This window comes from Nonomuraea sp. NPDC048881 (genome assembly GCF_040649795.1).
Lineage (GTDB): Bacteria > Actinomycetota > Actinomycetes > Streptosporangiales > Streptosporangiaceae > Nonomuraea.
Map to the genome: position 1 here is coordinate 139,143 of NZ_JBEZGC010000018.1, position 16,944 is coordinate 156,086.

The 16,944-nt window shown below is 75.6% G+C and carries 8 protein-coding genes; 5 read left to right on the forward strand and 3 right to left on the reverse strand.

Annotated features, from left to right (window positions below; all coding sequences use genetic code 11):
* Positions 1-26 precede the first annotated feature (26 nt).
* Complete coding sequence (locus AB0C33_RS41170) at positions 27-4,883, reverse strand: DNA-binding protein (protein ID WP_358298292.1); 4,857 nt, start codon at positions 4,881-4,883, stop codon at positions 27-29.
* Positions 4,880-5,779: a DUF4132 domain-containing protein gene (locus AB0C33_RS41175; RefSeq protein WP_358298294.1), complete on the reverse strand. Its 900-nt coding sequence runs from the start codon at positions 5,777-5,779 to the stop codon at positions 4,880-4,882. Before AB0C33_RS41175 ends, AB0C33_RS41170 begins: the two co-directional genes overlap by 4 nt.
* A 365-nt stretch (positions 5,780-6,144) precedes the next feature.
* Between AB0C33_RS41175 and AB0C33_RS41180 the strand changes: the two genes are divergently transcribed.
* From AB0C33_RS41180 to AB0C33_RS41200, 5 genes are all read left to right on the forward strand, one after another.
* Positions 6,145-7,740 carry an FAD-dependent oxidoreductase gene (locus AB0C33_RS41180; RefSeq protein WP_358298299.1) on the forward strand — a complete coding sequence of 532 codons (1,596 nt, stop codon included), beginning with the start codon at positions 6,145-6,147 and terminating at the stop codon, positions 7,738-7,740.
* Between the two features lie 32 nt (positions 7,741-7,772).
* Positions 7,773-8,984, forward strand: a complete 1,212-nt coding sequence (locus AB0C33_RS41185; protein ID WP_358298301.1) for a cytochrome P450 — start codon at positions 7,773-7,775, stop codon at positions 8,982-8,984.
* A 135-nt stretch (positions 8,985-9,119) separates the two neighbouring features.
* Positions 9,120-11,951 carry an AAA family ATPase gene (locus AB0C33_RS41190; protein WP_358298303.1) on the forward strand — a complete coding sequence of 944 codons (2,832 nt, stop codon included), beginning with the start codon at positions 9,120-9,122 and terminating at the stop codon, positions 11,949-11,951.
* Positions 11,952-12,023: 72 nt separating this feature from the next.
* The gene (locus AB0C33_RS41195; RefSeq protein ID WP_357978876.1) at positions 12,024-12,146 is read left to right on the forward strand and encodes a hypothetical protein; all 123 of its coding nucleotides are present in this window, start codon (positions 12,024-12,026) and stop codon (positions 12,144-12,146) included.
* A 135-nt stretch (positions 12,147-12,281) separates the two neighbouring features.
* Complete coding sequence (locus AB0C33_RS41200) at positions 12,282-16,331, forward strand: S8 family serine peptidase (RefSeq protein WP_358298305.1); 4,050 nt, start codon at positions 12,282-12,284, stop codon at positions 16,329-16,331.
* Positions 16,332-16,406: 75 nt separating this feature from the next.
* Here AB0C33_RS41200 and AB0C33_RS41205 read toward each other — a convergent pair whose 3' ends face one another.
* A complete protein-coding gene (locus AB0C33_RS41205; protein ID WP_358298307.1) occupies positions 16,407-16,874 on the reverse strand; it encodes an NUDIX domain-containing protein in 468 nt (155 codons plus the stop codon).
* Positions 16,875-16,944: the final 70 nt, after the last annotated feature.

Genomic DNA, 16,944 nt, shown 5'->3' on the forward strand with positions numbered 1-16,944 from the left:
GTGTCCTTCGTGTGGTGATGACAGGGTCAGCGGCGGCGGCCGCGTTTGACGTCGAGCTGCTCGAACCGGGGCACGTCGCCGTCCTGGACGCGCCGCCAGGCCCTGGCGTACAGGTCGGCCACGGGTTCGCCGGGCACGAGGAGGCCGCCGAGGCCCGCGTTCGGGCTGAACATCGGGAGCTTCCACTGCTCCAGCGGGAGCCGCGGCGTGCGCTCCTCCGACCAGCCGCCGGTCAGGAACAACGAGCGTCCGGCGCGGGCGCGCACGGCCTGGACGACCAGGTCGGTGCGGGCCAGCTCGGCCCGCGCGGCCTTGAGCCGGGCCGGCTTCCAGCCGGTCCACCGGGCGGTGTTGCGGTCGGTGGGGTCGGGCATGGCCAGCAGCATCAGGTAGACGGCGGCGGCGTCCTCGCCGAGGCCGTGCGCCTTGGCGACGTCCACCACCAGGTCGGGCACCGAGCGGGTGGGGTCCTGCGGCCACCAGATCCCGTCGGCGTCCCGGTCGCCCTGGGCGGGGTCGCCGGGGTCGGCCAGCAGCGCCGCGAAGCGCGGGTCGAGGGCGGTGCGCAGCGCGGACACGGCGGGGAACGAGCCGTTGAGCCCGATCAGGGCCCGCAGGTAGGGGTCCTCGCCGGCCGCGTCGAGCAGGTGCGGGCGGAGCGCGGGCGAGGGCTGGCTGTCGTAGGTGGCCATGACGACCGCGCCGTACCGCTCGTAGCCGTCGCCGACCTCGGTCGGCGTGCCCGCGACCTTCTTGAACGCGGGCAGGCCGACGTACTCGTCGAGGTCGATCAGCAGCCCGGGGTGGGCGAGCCGGTCGCGGACCGCCGACAGGGCGGCGGGCAGCCCGGCGCGCAGCGGATCCCCGGCCGGCAGCCGGTGGGCCAGCCAGGCGGCCGTGGCGACGGCCGTGACCAGCGACCGCCCGCCGAACCCGGTGCCCTGGCCGACGGGGTGGACGCGGTCGCCGCGCACCTCCCACTCCAGGTCCACGCTCAGCTCGGGAGCGGCGGCGGGGTCGAGCACCGCGCGCAGGGCGGGCGCCGGGTCGCCCTCGACGGTGCGCAGCGCGCGGGCGGCCTCGCCGAGCAGCCATTCGGGCAGGGCGAGCCGCTGCCCGACGCGCTCGTTCCACACCCGCGCGGCGGCGGCCGCGTCGGGGCCGTCGGTCCACAGGCGGGCCGGGTCGGCGGGCAGCAGCGCCGCTGTGACGGCCCGCCGCACGCCGGCGCCGAGGGCGCGCAGCTCGTCCTTGGCGACGGCGGCCTCGGCCACCTTCACGCCGATCGTCGCGCGGGCCTCCTTGTCGAGGTAGGTCCGCTCGTAGGTGTCCACCTGCGGGAACCCGGCCACGACCAGCCGCGCGGCGGTCCGGGAGACCCCGGTGAGCCGGGCGAACTCCTCGGCGGCGGCGTCGTGCCAGGGCGCCGGGCCGCGCGCGGCCAGCTCGGTGAGGAACGCCGCGAGCCAACTCGCCTCCCGGTCCCCGCCGACGGGCGAGGTGTCGCGGACCGTGTAGGGCGCGGGCACCTCGAACACCCCGGCGGGGTCGTGGCACAGCGCCGTCCATTCGAGCCCGTCGACGTCCGTCTCGCGCAGGTCGAGGAAGACGACGAACGCGCCGCCGCCCAGCGGCAGCACGCCCGAGAGCGAGCCGTCCGCCGGGGTGCCGTCCGCGGCCACCATGTGCTCGCGCCTGAGCGTCACCGTCATGCGGCGCCAGCGGGAGGAGCCGGCCGCGACCGGCAGGCCGCCGTCGCGCAGCTCGCCGAGCAGCACGCCCAGCGCGTCCCGGTGCTCGGCCGGGGTGGTCGGCGCCGCGCACCGGTACGCCACGGCGGCGCAGTGGTCGAGCAGGCGCTCCCACCGCAGGCCGGAGGCCGGCAGTCCGGGCAGGCGGAGGTGGTTGGCCACCTGCGGGCGGTCCTGCCCGGCGGTCACGGCCCCGCCCACCGCGCGGATCTGCTGGAAGGCGGCGTCGGCGTTGTGGCGGTGGTAGCCGCGGCCGTCGCCGAGGCCGTTGAGCGCCTCGTCCAGCAGGTGGTCGGCGGGCCCGGACGGGCCCCGTTCGGCGGCCGGGTCGCCGGCCAGCGCGCGGTTGAGGTTGGCCACGACGGTGCGCACCGCGTCCTGCTGGGTGGCGGCGAAGCCGACGATCCCGGCCACGCCCTTGACCAGCGCCTCGTGGGTGATGCCCGGCAGCAGCGCGCGGACGGCCGCCGCCAGGTCGGCGCCCTGGGGCGTGGCCGCTTCGAGCAGGGCCTCGGCGGTCTCGCGGTCCGCGCGGCGCAGCGCCGCCGAGCCTTCGAGGTCGCGGGGGCGCAGGCAGTACCAGTAGCGCTCGGGCGGCAGGATGGGCGTGCCCGCGCCGAACGCGCCCGGCTTGGCGTCGGTCCGGTACTCGGCCAGGACGACGCCGTCGGCGTCCACGAGGCTGATCCGGTAGCTGCCGCGGACGACGGCGCAGGCCCGCTCCGCGCCCGGGAACGTCAGCACGCGCACCGGCACGCCGGCGTCCGGCGGCAGCGTCACCGAGATCCCGGACAGGTCCTCGGCGCGGTGGGAGCCGTCGGGCAGCCTGACCACGCGCAGGCCGTACAGGCCGTCCACGGGGGCGCCGACCGGGGTGGGCTCGTCGGAGGGGGCGGGCAGCAGCCAGCCCTCGGCGGGCCGGACGTACGGGGTGCCGGCGAGGAAGCCGGGCAGCGACTTCCTGCCGACGCCGCCGCCGGCGGGGTCGAACTCGTACCAGCCGGTGTCGTGCTCCGACCAGGTCCACGTCCAGAAGGACGTGCCGTCGGTGAGCAGGTGCCGCTCGTCGGGGACGGCCGTGTCACCGGCGTGCAGCACGCCGTACCCGGTGGTCCGGCCGCCGCCGGGCACGGCCAGGCTGACCGGGTCGTCGCCCTGGTAGTAGTCCAGCCGCGTGCCCCGGCTCCGGTCCTTCCCGTCCAGGTCGCGCACCCGGTCGGCGGAGGTGTGCCAGTAGCCGCGCAGGCCGTTGGCGCGGTCGCGGGAGTCCCAGTAGACGAGCAGCTCGCCGTCCACGTAGTGGAAGCCGGGATCGCTCCAGGTGTCGTCCCTGGGGACGCGCAGGTCGTGGGTGAGCAGGACGCCGTCGGCCGAGAGCACCCGGGCCTGCGCGGTGCCCGCGACGACCAGGTTGGGCCAGGCGTCGCAGACGACGAGGTCGTCGATGTCCTTCTCCGGCACGAGCTGGGTGGCGGCCTGCTCGAAGGCGGGCCAGCCCAGCTCGTCGATCACGCCGGACCGCAGGGCGCGGGCCAGCACCCCGGCCACGTCGGCGTCGGTCACCGCCTGGCGCACCGCGTCCTCGGCCAGGGCCAGGGCCTCGCCGGGCAGCCAGGACAGGCGGCGCAGGGCGTCGGGCAGGTTGGGCAGGCCGGCGGCGGCCGAACGGCGGGCGACCAGGCGTACCCACTCGGCCAGCAGCGGACGCCCGCCCGGCGAGGCGGCCAGGGCGCGGACGGTGGCCCTGCCCACGTCGTCGGCGTCGAGGTGGTCGGCGCCGTGCCGGAAGGCGGTGTGGAAGCGGCCGTCGGCGGCCAGGGCGAGCAGGTCGCGCCGGTCGTCGTGCTCCGCCCAGTGCGTCAGCCGGAGCCGGGCGCCGTCGCCGGGGTCGGCCAGCGGGATGCCGAGGGCCAGCAGCAGGTCGATCAGGTCGGCTTCGTCGTCGACCGCGATCGTCGTGCCGGTCGCGGTCAGCTCGGCGCGCAGCCGGTCGGCCATGCGCTCGATCAGGGCGTGGAGGGCGGGCAGGTGCGGCGCGACGCCCCAGGCCCGCTGCCGCGCGGCGAGGAACCTGCGCAGCCAGCCGGCGGCGCCGTCGGCCGGGCGTTCGGCCTCGGGCACGTCGGTGTGCAGGCCGGCGGTCGCGCCCGCGCTCTCCAGGATGTCGAGCCAGATGCCCGGCAGCTCCCGGTCGTGGCTGTCGGGGATGACGTTCAGCAGCGTGCCGCGCAGCTCCGGCCGCTGCCTGGCCAGCGCCGCGACGGCCGGGGCGTGGGACTTCCACCAGCCGGTCGGGGCCTGCATGGCGGCCGGCAGGGCCAGCACCTCGGCCAGGTAGTCCTGCTCGGCCGCCTCGGCGTCCACGCCGGCGGCTCTGGCGAGCCTGCGGATGTCGGCGGCCATCTGCGCCGAGGGGGCGAGGCCGCCGGCGGTCCTGCGCACGCACAGCCGCGCGTACCTGTTCAGTGCCTCCGCGGCGGGCAGGCGGGCGGTCAGCTCCTTGGCGTACCCGGACAGCGCCTTGACCGGCAGCGCCCCGGCCAGCGCGAACTCCAGGAACACCGCGTCGAGGCGGTCGTCGTCCACGGGGAGGCCGTGCTGGGCCTCGGCCCGGCGGGCGGCGGAGAAGAGCTGCCCGGCGTACTGGGCGTTGTCGGCCGCGGCGAACACGCGGGCGGCCTGCTCGTAGAAGGTCGGCAGGAAGTGCGGGACGGCCGCGGCGAGCTGCCCGGCCAGGCGCTGGTAGGCGTCGAGCGCCGTCTTGGGCTTGGTCCTGGCCTGCCGGGCGACGCGCTCCAGCTCCGGCACGACGGCCAGGGCGTGGTGCCCGTCCTGCGGGTGGTGGACCAGCACCCATTCGGGGAAGCCGAGCGAGCGCCGCAGGCCCAGGCCGACCACCGCGGCCTCGCCCTCGGGCACCAGGCCGAGGAAGCCGCCCACCGCGTCCTCGGCGCCGCTCAGCTCCTCGGTGACCAGGCGCACGATCACCCGGTCGTCGAGGCCGGGGTGCCGGTAGGCGCGGGCGACCAGCGGCACGGCCCGCTCCCCCGCGCCCTCGGTGCCGGCCGGCAGCACCGCGCCGGCGTCGAGCAGCTCCCGCGCCTCGGCGTTCTGCGAGATGTCCCCGGTCATGCGCCCTTCCCCTCTTCGACCTGCCGGCCGGCGTGCAGCGCGGCGGCCATCCTCATGCCTTCCGACCAGGCGACCGGGCCGACCTCGCGCAGCGTGAGCGTCCTGCCGTCCTGGTCGCGCCAGGTGAGATCGCCCGTGGACGTCTCGCTGTCCCAGTAGGGCTCGCCGATCCAGACGGCGGCCTCGGTGAGCCGGCCGGCGTCGCGCACCTGGCAGGTGGCGTAGCCGCCGGAGACGCGGTACCCGAGCTGGGTGGCGCGGGCCGCCACGCCGAACCGGGAGGCGTACGTGCCGCCCGCGAAGTCCTTCACCTGGCGCACCCCTTCGCCCTGGTCGGCGGGCTTGCGCCAGATGGCCCGGTGGATCTGCTCGACCTTCTGCGTGATGCCCAGCTCGGCGGCGAACTCGCGCAGGTCGTCGAGGTCGGGCAGGAGCACCGGGTGCGGCAGCGTCACCGTGCGCGGGGCCAGCCTGACGGTCTCGCCGTCGAGGTTGACCATGCGCAGCTCGCCGGAGGAGGTCGCGTCGCGCAGGAAGCCCACCTCGTCGGGGTCGTCGCCGACGACCGCCACGTCACGCAGCGCCGTCTGCCACGCCTCGTCCGGCCACACCCGGGCGATCAGCTCGGTCGGCACGGGCAGCGAGGACACCATCCAGGCGTCCACGTGCGCCACGCAGGACGCGGCGTGCCGGTCGAGCCATTCGGCGAAGCGGCGCAGCCGGTCCGCCTCGGGGTGCTCGCGCACCGCCTTCGGCAGCGTCTTCAGCTGCCGTCCGGCCGAGCGGCCGGACGTGGCCCTGGCCGTGACCCGGCCCTCTATCAGGGCGACCTCGTACGCGTCGCCCGCCGCCAGCCAACCCAATTGCCGCCGCCTCTCCTCGCGCAGCCATGGCATGCAGCCATGCCGTCAAGCCATGGGAATGTGTCGCGGCGCGGATCTCCCGCCGCCACGTTGCGCGGAACGTTATCGGCGATCACTGACAAATGCCTACCGACTGCCCGACGGCCCGGTTACGGCGCCGGGTCCCCTCGGCGAGCGGGGTCCGTCCGGGACGGCGTGAATCGCGTGCGTACCGCCTGAAGACCGTCCGTACCGCCCAAGGACCGTCCGTACCGCCCAAGGACCGTCCGTACCGCCTAAAGAGCAGGGCAGGATCGGCGCGCGCAGGCTACGGGCGCGGGCGGCGGGGGTAGGCCAGTCCGAGCCGGGCGCGCCGACCGGGGAACGGGCGCGCGGCTCGCTCGACAGGGGGATGGCCGGTGAAAGTCGTCGTCGATCTGACGCGGTGCCAGGGGTACGGGCAGTGTGCCTTCCTCGCGCCCGACGTCTTCACCATGCGCGAGGAGTCCCTCCTGTACGACCTCGACCCCGGCGACGAGCGGCGCGAGCACGTGCTGCGCGCGGCGGCGGCCTGCCCCGTCCAGGCCATCCACCTCGACTGGACGGCCACCCGGCTCACGCCCGAGCCGCCCGGCCCGCCGGCGCGCGGGATGACCGACGGGCGCATCGTCATCGTCGGCGCGTCCCTGGCCGGGGCGCGGGCCGCCGGCGTCCTCAGACGGGAGGGCTTCACCGGATCGCTGACCGTGATCGGCGACGAGCCCGCCGAGCCGTACGACCGGCCGCCGCTGTCCAAGCAGGTGCTCATGGGGCAGGTCGCGCCCGACCACGTCATGCTGCCCCACCTGCGCGAGGTCGAGGCCGAATGGTTGTGGGGCACCCGGGCGACGGGCCTGGACGTGGCCGGCAAGCGCGTCCTGCTGGCCGACGGCCGCGAGGTCGGCTTCGACCGGGTGCTGCTGGCCACCGGCACCCGCGCCCGGCCCTGGCCGCACGAGGAGCAGGCCCGGCTGACGGGCGTCCACACGCTGCGCTCGATGCGGGACGCCGCCGGCCTGCGGGAGGCGCTGGCCGCCCGCCCCAACCGGGTGCTCATCCTGGGCGCCGGGTTCACCGGCAGCGAGATCGCCTCGGTCTGCCGCGAACTGGACCTGCCCGTGACGGTCGTCGAACGCGGCCCGGCCCCGCTCGTCAACGCCCTCGGCGGCGTGATCGGCGACGTCGCCGCCCAGCTCCACCGCGAGCACGGCGTGGACCTGCGGTGCGGCACCACGGTCACCGCGCTGGAGGGCGACGGGCAGGGGCGGCTGCGCGGCGCCCATCTGTCGGACGGCAGCACGGTCGAGGCCGAGGTCGCCGTCGTCGCGCTCGGCTCGGTGCGCAACGTCGAGTGGCTGCTGGACTCGGGGCTGGCCGCCGGTGTGTGGGGCGTGGCCTGCGACGCCGGCTGCCGCGCCGTGGACACCAACGGCCTGGTGACCGACGACGTCTTCGTCGCCGGCGACATCGCCCGCTTCCCGCACCCGCTGTACCAGTACCAGTTCATGACGCTGGAGCACTGGGGGAACGCCGTCACCCAGGCCGAGATCGCGGCCCACAACATGGTCAGCGACCAGACCCACCGCTGGCCGCACCTGTCGGTGCCGGTGTTCTGGTCCAGCCAGTTCGGTGTCAACATCAAGTCGGTGGGCGTGCCCACCTTCGCCGACGAGCTCGTCGTCACCCAGGGCTCGACGGACGAGCGCCGCTTCGTCGCCGTCTACGGCTACAAGGGCCGGATCACCGCCGCGGTCACCTTCGACCAGGGCATGTGGCTGGAGTTCTACCAGCGGCTGATCGAGCGGGCCACGCCCTTCCCGCCCGCCTTCCGGCACATGGACATGCGGGGGGAGGCGCGGCCCGTACCGGCCCGGGTGCCCGAGCGGCTGGTCGCGGCCGAGGGGGCGACGGTCGTGGTGACCGGCCACGACCCGGCCGAGCGGCGCGCCTCGCTGCGGCACGAGCCGCAGAGCTGACCCGGCAGGAACTCAGGACAGGAGTGCAGGACATGACCTCGGACGCCGCCATGCAGCGCATCCTCGACCCGGCCGGCCGCGCCGACCCCTACCCGTTCCTCGGGGAGCTGCGCCGCAACCCGGTGACGCGGCTGGCGGACGGCTCGTACGTCGTCAGCACGTACCGGGAGATCGTCGAGCTGCTGCACGACCCGCGGGTCAGCTCCGACCGGCGCAACCTGGCGAACGCGCCGGAGGAGCCGGAGCACGCGCCCGCCTTCATCAGGCTCGACCCGCCCGAGCACGACCGGCTGCGCCGCCTGACCATGCGCCACTTCGGCCCGCCGCACTCGCCGGGCGTCGTGGACGGGCTGCGCCCGATGATGCTGGCCACCACCACCGAGCTGATCGACGCCCTGGCCGGCAAGAACCGGGCCGACGTCGTGGACGAGGTCGCCTACCCGCTGCCGATCGCCGTCATCTGCCGGCTGCTCGGCGTGCCGGCCGAGGACGAGCAGCAGTTCCACGCCTGGGCCGACCAGATCGTCGAGACGCTCGGTCCGGGCGAGGAGGACCGCGCCGAGCGGGCCCGCGAGCGCCAGGCGGTGTCGCAGAACCTGGAACGCTACCTCGCCGGGCTGGCCGAGGCGCGGCGGCGGGAGCCGGGCGACGACATGTTGTCCGGGTTCGTCACCTACGAGGGCCCGGACGGCCGCATGACGCCCGAGGAGGTCGTCGCCACCTCCCTGCTGCTGCTCATCGCCGGGCACGAGACCACGATCAACCTCATCGCCAACGGCATGCTCACCGTGCTGCGCGACCCCATGCTGCTGGAACGCCTGCGCGCCGACCCCGACCTGGTCATCACCACGGTCGAGGAGCTGCTGCGCTTCGAGCCGCCCGTGCAGCTCGTCTCCTCCCGGGTCACCCTCGACGACGTGGTGGTCGGCGGCGTGACCATCCCGGCCGGCTCGCCCGTCGTGCTGGCGCTGGCGGCGGGCAGCCGCGACCCGGCCCACGTGCGCGAGCCCGACCGGTTCGACCCGTGCCGCCGGCCGAACGAGCACCTGGGATTCGGGGGCGGCGTCCACTACTGCTTCGGCGCGCCGCTGGCCCGGCTGGAGGCGCAGATCGTGCTGGGTGAGCTGGTGCGCAGGGTGCGCAATCCGCGGCTGGTCGCCGACCCGCCGCCGTACCGCCCCAGCCCGGTGCTGCGCGGCCCCCGCCACCTCCTGATCGACTACGACGGCATCGCCCCGGCCTGACCCGCCCACGGCGCCCCCGCTGGAGCCGGAAGCCGGGGGCTGCCGTCGCTTCCTCCCGGTTCGGGCGTTTCGCGGGGTTGTGACGTTGATCTGTGACTTCGGGTGCAGTTGAATGAGCGGGTGCGTGCTGGGCGGGTGGTGTCTCCTGTTCTGGTTGGGCGGGAGAAGGAGCTCGCCCGGCTCGTCGCGCTGGTCGCCGGGGCGCCCGCCGTGGCCGTCGTCGAGGGCGAGGCCGGCATCGGCAAGTCCAGGCTGACGGCCGAGCTGCTCGGCGGTCCCGCGGTGGCGGGCCTGCGGGTGCTGAGCGGGGCCTGCGTACAGATCAGGGAGCCGTTCCCGCTGGGCCCCGTCGTCGAGGCGTTACGCGGACGGGCGTCCGAGCTGGCCGGCGCGGCGCTGTCACCGGTCGCCGGCGCGCTGCGCGAGCTGCTGCCCGAGCTGGCCGGGGTGCTGCCGGAGACGCCGCCGCCGCTGGACGACCGGGCGGCCGAGCGGCACCGGGTCTTCCGCGGGCTCGCCGAGGTGCTGACCGCGCTCGGCCCCGCCGTCCTGGCGGTGGAGGACCTGCACTGGGCCGACGGGCAGACGGTCGAGTTCCTGACGTACCTGATGTCCGTGCTGCCCGGCACGTTGCGGGTGGTGCTGACGTACCGGAGCGAGGAGGCGTCCGGGGCGGTGCGGGCCATCACGGCCCGCGCCCCCGACACGATCACGGCCGAGCACCTGGTGCTGCCGCCGCTCGACGCCGCCCAAACCCGGGTGATGGCCTCGGCGATCCTCGGGGCCGAGGAGGTGACGGCCGAGTTCGCCGAGCACCTGTGCGGGCGGGCCTCCGGCCTGCCGCTGGCCGTGCAGGAGCTGCTGGCGCTGCTGCGCGACCGCGGCACGCTGATCCGGTGGGAGGGCGGCTGGGCGCGGCGGGCCTTGGAGGAGCTCGACGTGCCGAGCGGCGTGCGCGCCTCGGTGCAGGAACGGGTGGCCCGGCTCTCCCCGGGCGCCAAGGAGGTGGCCGAGCGCGCCGCCGTGCTGCAGCTCCCGGTGCCCGTCGCGCTGCTGTCGGGGCCCGACGTCGGGGCGATCGACGAGGTGCTGGGCTCAGGGCTGTTCGCCGACACCGGCGGCCTGGTCGGGTTCCGTCACGTGCTGGCGGCGCAGGCGGTATACGAGGCGATCCCGCTCGGCCGCCGGCAGGCCCTGCACGCAGCCGCCGCCGACACCGTACGCGAGCTGCGCCCGGTGCCGCTGGGCCGGCTGGCCCACCACCTGCGCCAGGCCGGCCGGGCCGGGCAGTGGGTGGCGGCCGCGATCGAGGCGGCCGAGCAGGCGTCCCGGCTCGGTGACGACGCCGAGGCCGCCCGCCTGCTGGAGGACGTCCTGCGCGGCGCCGACCTGCCCGCCGCCCGGCGGGCCGAGCTGACGGTGAAGCTGGGCTGGGCCGCGCTGGAGCTGCTGCGCCCGCCGCCGGTCGCCGACCTGGTCACCGGCGCGCTGGAGCAGGACGTGCCGCCCCCGGTGCGCGGCCACCTGCGCCTGCTGCTCGCGCTGCACCTGGAGCGCACCCGCACCGACGGCGCCCGCATCGGCGAGGCCTTCGCGCGGGCCGCCGACGACCTGGCCGGCGAGCCGGGGCTGGCGGCGTGGGCCATGGCCGGGGTCGGCCGCCCGCCCAGCGGCCTGCCGCCGGAGGAGAGCAGGTCGTGGCTGGAGCGGGCGCTGGCGACCCTGCCCGCGGTCGCCGACCCGGCCATGCGGATGCTGGTGCTCGGCAAGATCGCGATGATCTTCGTGGTGATGGGCGACCCGCGCTGGGCCGTGCTCGCCGACGACCTGCTGCGGGAGACCGGCGGACGGCGGCTGCTGCGCCGCGAGGTCAACGCCTACCGTTCCATCGGGGGCGCGGCCCTGTTCAGCGGGCACCACCGGCGGGGCCGCCGCCTGCTGACCGCGGCGGTCGAGGAGGGCGCCGAGCCCGACCTGCGCGAGCGGCTGGAACTGCGCTGCCTGGTGAACCTGGCCGCGGCCGACTACTTCGAGGGCTCCTGGCAGGGCCTGCCGGCCAGGCTCCAGGAGCTGCGCGACCAGTTCGGCGACGAGCCGCACGAGCGCATCCTCCTCGACATCGTGACCGCCTGCCTGGCCGTGGTGCAGGGCCGTCAGGAGGCCGCGCTGCCGTCGTTGCTCGACGCCGCCGCCGAGGCCCGCACCCGGGGGCAGTACGACGACCTGGTGCTGCCGCTGGCGATGTCGCTCCGGCTGAGCGCCGCGCGGGGCGAGCCGGAGGCGGCCATCGAGGCGGCCGTCGAGGCGGGCCGCCACTGGGAGGCGAGCGAGCTGTGGCCGGTGGCGGTCCGCGCGCTGCCCGCGCTGACCGAGGCGCTGCTCGTGGCGGGCCGTCCGCAGGAGGCCGCCGACGTCGTCGCGCGGCACGCCGACCGGCTGGCCGGGCGCGACGCGCCGCTGGCCGGGCCCGCGCTCGCGCAGGCCCGCGGCCTGCTGGCGGCCGCCGGGGAGCAGTGGGCGCGGGCCGCGACCGAGTTCACCGCCGCCGCCGACGCCTTCGAGACGGTCCCGGCGCGGTACGAGGCGGCGCAGGCGAGCGAGCAGGCCGCCGCCTGCCTGTTCGCCCTCGACGACCCCGAGGCCGCCGTCCGGCTCGGCCGGGCCGTCGCGGTGTACGCCGAGCTCGGGGCGCGCTGGGATCTCGACCGCGCGACCGGGCTGGGCCGCAGGTGGGGCGTCCGCCCGGCGGCGCAGAGCGCGCCCGCGCAGGCGGGGAACGACCACGCCCTGTCGGCCCGGCAGGAGCAGGTGGCCCGGCTGGCGGCCGAGGGGCTGACCAACCAGGAGATCGCCAGGGAGCTGTTCCTGTCGCCGAAGACGGTGGACAAGCACGTCAGCGCGGCCATGCGCAAGGTGGGGGCGCGGTCGCGGACGGAGCTGGCCCGCCACCTCCTCCCCAGCGACTAACCCCAAAATGGGGATTTTTCCCCATAGGGCACCCCATACCCCACCCCATACGTCTGCCGCGACACTTTCGGCATGTCCGACACCATCCAAGACCCCGACCGGCCGGACCCGGACGACCCGGCCCCCGACGTCCCCTCCCCGCACGAGGAGACCCCGGAGCCCCCCCGCCCACCGGACGGCTTCGAACCCGTCTGACCCTTCCGGACGGTCACGGAACCCCGCCCTTCCCGGACGGTCATGCCCCCGTCCACACCCTCACGGACGGTTCCTCCTTCCGGGCCATGAGCCCGCCGCCGCCGTCCGAACCCCTCCCCCGCCAGAAAGGCCACCATGGCACTGCCCCGCCCCCCGCTGGCGCGCCGGACAGGCGTCCTGCTGACCGCGGTCACCGCGCTCGCCGGCGTGCTGACCGCCGGACCGGCGACCGCCGCGACACCGGACACCCCCGCACCCGGCGCCCCCGCCGCTCCCGCAGCGCCCACAGCGCCCACAGCGCCCGCGCAGCCCGCCAAGGACGTCGCCCTGTCCGGGGTGCGCGCCCAGAAGGTCGTCGTCACGCTGATCACGGGTGACAAGGTCCAGCTCACCCGGTCCGCCACCGGCCGGTACCGCGTCGAGCCGGCCCCCGGCACCCGCCAGGACGGCCGCCGCATCAACCTGTTCACCCAGTTCACCCCGGACGGCGTCTTCGTGCTGCCGGACGACGCGGTCTCGGCCGTCCAGGCGGGCCTGGTGGACAGGCGGCTGTTCGACGTCAAGTACCTGGCCGAGAACGGCTACTCCGACGAGGTGGCCAAGCGGCTGCCGGTCATCGTGCAGTACCCGGGCGACCAGCCGGAGGCCGCGGTCAAGCGCTCGGCCGCCGCCGTCCCCGCCAGCGAGCCCACCCGGACGCTGGAGAGCATCCACGCCTCCGCCCTCGACGTCACCAAGGCCGAGGCGGGCGCGTTCTGGGAGGCCGTGCGCGGCGGCCGGCCCGCCGGCGAGGGCCTGGCCAAGTCGCCCGGCACGCTGCGCGGCGGCATCGCCAAGCTGTGGCTGGACGCCAAGGTCAAGGCCGACCTGGACGTGAGCGTCCCGCAGATCGGCGCCCCCAAGGCATGGGAACGCGGCCAGGACGGGACCGGCGTGAAGATCGCCGTCCTGGACACCGGCGCCGACACCGGCCACCCCGACCTGGCCGGCAGGATCGCCGACAGCAAGTCGTTCGTCCCCGACCAGCCCGTCCAGGACGGGCACGGGCACGGCACCCACGTCGCCTCGACCATCGCCGGCACCGGCGCGGCCTCGGGCGGCAAGTTCAAGGGCGTCGCCCCGGGCGCGCAGCTCGTCGTCGGCAAGGTGCTCGACAACACCGGCTCCGGCCAGGAGTCGTGGATCATCGAGGGCATGGAGTGGGCCGCGCGCAGCGGCGCCAAGGCCGTCAGCATGAGCCTCGGCGGCCCGCCCAGCGACGGCACCGACCCGCTCAGCCAGGCCGTGAACGACCTGACCGCCGAGACCGGCACGCTGTTCGTGGTCGCCGCGGGCAACCTGTACGAGGCCGAGACGATCAGCATGCCCGGCGCGGCCGACGCCGCGCTGACCGTGGCCGCGGTGGACAAGAGCGACAAGCTCGCCGCGTTCTCCAGCCGCGGGCCGCGCCCTGGCGGCGGGCTCAAGCCCGACATCGCCGCGCCCGGCGTGGACATCGTGGCCGCGCGGGCGGCCGGCACCGCCATGGGCTCCCCGGTGGACGACCACTACACCGGCGCCTCCGGCACCTCCATGGCCACGCCGCACGTGGCCGGCGCGGTCGCGATCATGGCGCAGCGGCACCCGGACTGGACGGCCCAGCAGCTCAAGTCCGCCCTGATGTCCACCTCCACGGACGACGGCTTCACCGTCTACGAGCAGGGCGCCGGCCGGGTGGACCTGGACCGCGCGACCCGGCAGCAGGTGTTCGCGACGAGCGGCGGCGTGGACTTCGGCCTGCTGGAGACCGGCAGCGCGGCGAAGACCGGCGAGATCTCCTACCGCAACCTGGGCGACCAGCCCGTCACGCTCACGCTGAAGGCGGCGATGGGCGCCGCCAGGCCGGTCCTCGCCGACGCGACGCTGACCGTCCCCGCCGGCGGCACCGCCGCCACCACCGTCACCCTCGACCCGGCCGAGCTGCCCGTCGGCCTCTACAGCGGGGCCGTGACGGCCGAGGCGGACGGCGTCCGGCTCAGCACGCCGCTCGGCGCGGTGCGGGACGTCCCCAAGTACGACCTGACCATCCGCACCATCGACCGGGACGGCAGGCCGCGCACCCCGTCGGCCATGAGCGTCCTGGACGTCGACGGCAACAAGGGCGAGCTCGGCCCCAACCGCATCGACGACGTGGGCCTGGTGGTGAGCCGCGTCCCGGCCGGCACCGTCAGCCTGCTGCAGGTGCTCGACTGGGTGGACGCCGACGACCGCGCCAACCGGGCCTGGCTGTTCGAGCCCGAGCTGACCGTCACCGGCGACATGGAGATCACCCTCGACGCCCGCAAGGCCACCGAGGTCAGCTTCCGCGCGCCGAAGACCGCGCAGCCGCTGAACAACACCTACGACGTCTTCTTCCAGCGCTCCCTGCCCAACGGCAAGGTCTTCGGCGGCACGCTGCTGTCCGGTCGCCCGCTCGGCGGCTGGGAGAAGGTGTGGGCGCTGCCGACGAAGAAGGTCACCAAGGGCGGCTTCCGCTTCGCCGGCCAGTGGGAGCTGGGCGTGCCCGAGGTCACCATGACCATGCGCACGCCGAGGCGCACGACCCTGCACCCGGTCTCCCGGGTCCACACGATCGACTCCGGCGAGATCCACCCGGGCTACGTCCCGTTCGAGGGCACCAAGGACCTGCGGGTGGTCGACGCCGGCAAGGGCCGTCCCGAGGACCTCGCGGGCAAGGACCTGCGCGGCGCGCTCGTGCTGATCGACGCCGAGCCCGCCGAGGGCATCTTCGGGGTGGCGTGCGGCCTGCAGATCGAGCGGGTGGGCCCGATCAGGGACGCGGGCGCCGCCGGCGTCCTGGCCTTCAACGAGAAGGCGGCCACCTGCCCGATCCCGCTGCCCATCTCGCAGAAGCCGTTCAGCGGCCCGTTCCAGCCGGTCAACATCCCCGTCGCCTACGTCTCCAACGCCGAGGGCCTGAAGATCCGCGAGGAGGCCGGCCGGGGCGGGGTGACCGTCCGGGTCGAGGGCACGCCGAACACGCCGTACTCGTACGTGTTCCGCCCGTCCGTGGACGGGCGCGTCCCCGACTCGATGCGGTACGAGGTGACCGAGCGCCAGCTCCACCGGGTCGACCTCGACGTGCACGCCGGGCCGTACACGAAGTACATGAACTGGCGGGCCTCGTGGCGGACCGACGACATCTCGTACACCACGACCAACACCAACATCCTGCAGTGGTCGGCCCCGCTGCCCGAGCGCAGGACGCAGTGGATCTGGCCGCTCGACCCCAAGGTCGTGAGCGAGGCGGGCCTGTCCGCGCTGGTCACGTCCGCGCCGGGCGAGGAGGTCCAGGAGACCCGCTACCGGCACGAGGTGTTCGACCGGCCGGGCACCACCGTCCAGAAGTGGTTCGCCACCCCGAGCACGCCGGGCGCCTCGACGGCCTCCGACAAGCTGTACGCGCTCGGCGGCCCCGCGGACGCGCCCCCGCTCAGGCAGCTCGTGATCGGCGTGCCGTGCGCGATCTGCGTGCACGACGGCAACCTGTGGGTGACGCCGTCGATGGTCAACGGGGTCGGGGACCGGCGTGACGACGGCGTCGCGTTCGGCGACCTGGTGCCCCAGTACGAGCTGCACCTGTACCGCGACGGCAAGGAGCTGCCGAACGCCCCCCTGCCGGGCTTCGACACGCTGCCGCGCTACCCGCTGCCCAAGGAGCCGGGCACCTACCGGCTGACGGCCAGGAACGCCCTGTCGGACATCGAGTGGACGTTCACCGCGCCGCCGGCCAAGGAGCAGCTCAGGCCGGGCGCCAACTGCTACGCCTGGTTCGTCGACGGGCTGGTCGAGCAGTGCCGCACCACCCCCGCGGTCTACGTCAGCTACGACCTCGGTGACACCCTGTCCGCCGGCAACACGGTGGCGGCCGGGCGCAGGCACACGTTCGAGCTGGAGGCCTACCACGGGCCGTCGGCGGCGAAGATGCCGGCGATCGCGGGCGTGCGGCTGTGGACCAGCACCGACGACGGCGCCACCTGGCAGCCCGCCGACCTCAGGCGGGGCCGGGACGGTGTCTACACCGCCGGCGCGAAGTACCCGGCCCACCGCGCCACCAAGGGCGCGGTGAGCCTGAAGGTGGAGGCGTGGGACGCGGCGGGCAACCGCCTCAGGCAGACCACCCTGCGCGCCTTCGACCTCCGCTGACCCCGCCGACCGCGGCCGCCCACCCGGCGGCCGCGGTCACCCGCCGGGCGGGATCCGCTGACCTTCCCGGCGCGGTCACCAGTCCAGCGTGACGGGCGAGTCTGGGCGTACGCCTTCGAGCAGCCCCTCGACCAGCCCGGCCAGCCCCGGCGGGAAGACCCGCTCGGTGGCCCGGCTGAGCTCGCCCGCGCTCCACCAGCGATGCCCGAGCCCGTCGTCGGCGGGCTCGGGCAGCTCCATGCCGGGGACCCGGGCGAAGAAGTACGTGTGCACGGTGTGGAACCGGTGTCCCCGCACCGACCACTCCCCCGCGTTGACGGCCACCGGCCCGCCCAGGTCCGCGGCGGCGAGCACGAACCCGGTCTCCTCCCGCACCTCCCGGCAGGCCGCCTCCGCCACCGTCTCCCCCGGCTCGACCGCGCCGCCGGGCAGGTGCCAGGCGGGCTCGGCGGGCCACGGGTCGGGCGGGACGAAACCGAACATCAGGACGCGGCCGGCGGGCTCGGCGAGGACGACGCGGGCCGTGGGACGATACGTGATCACCTGCCGGAGGGTACCGGCAGGCCGTACGGCGGCGCGCGGGCCGCCGCCCTGCCGATCCGCTCATGGCGGT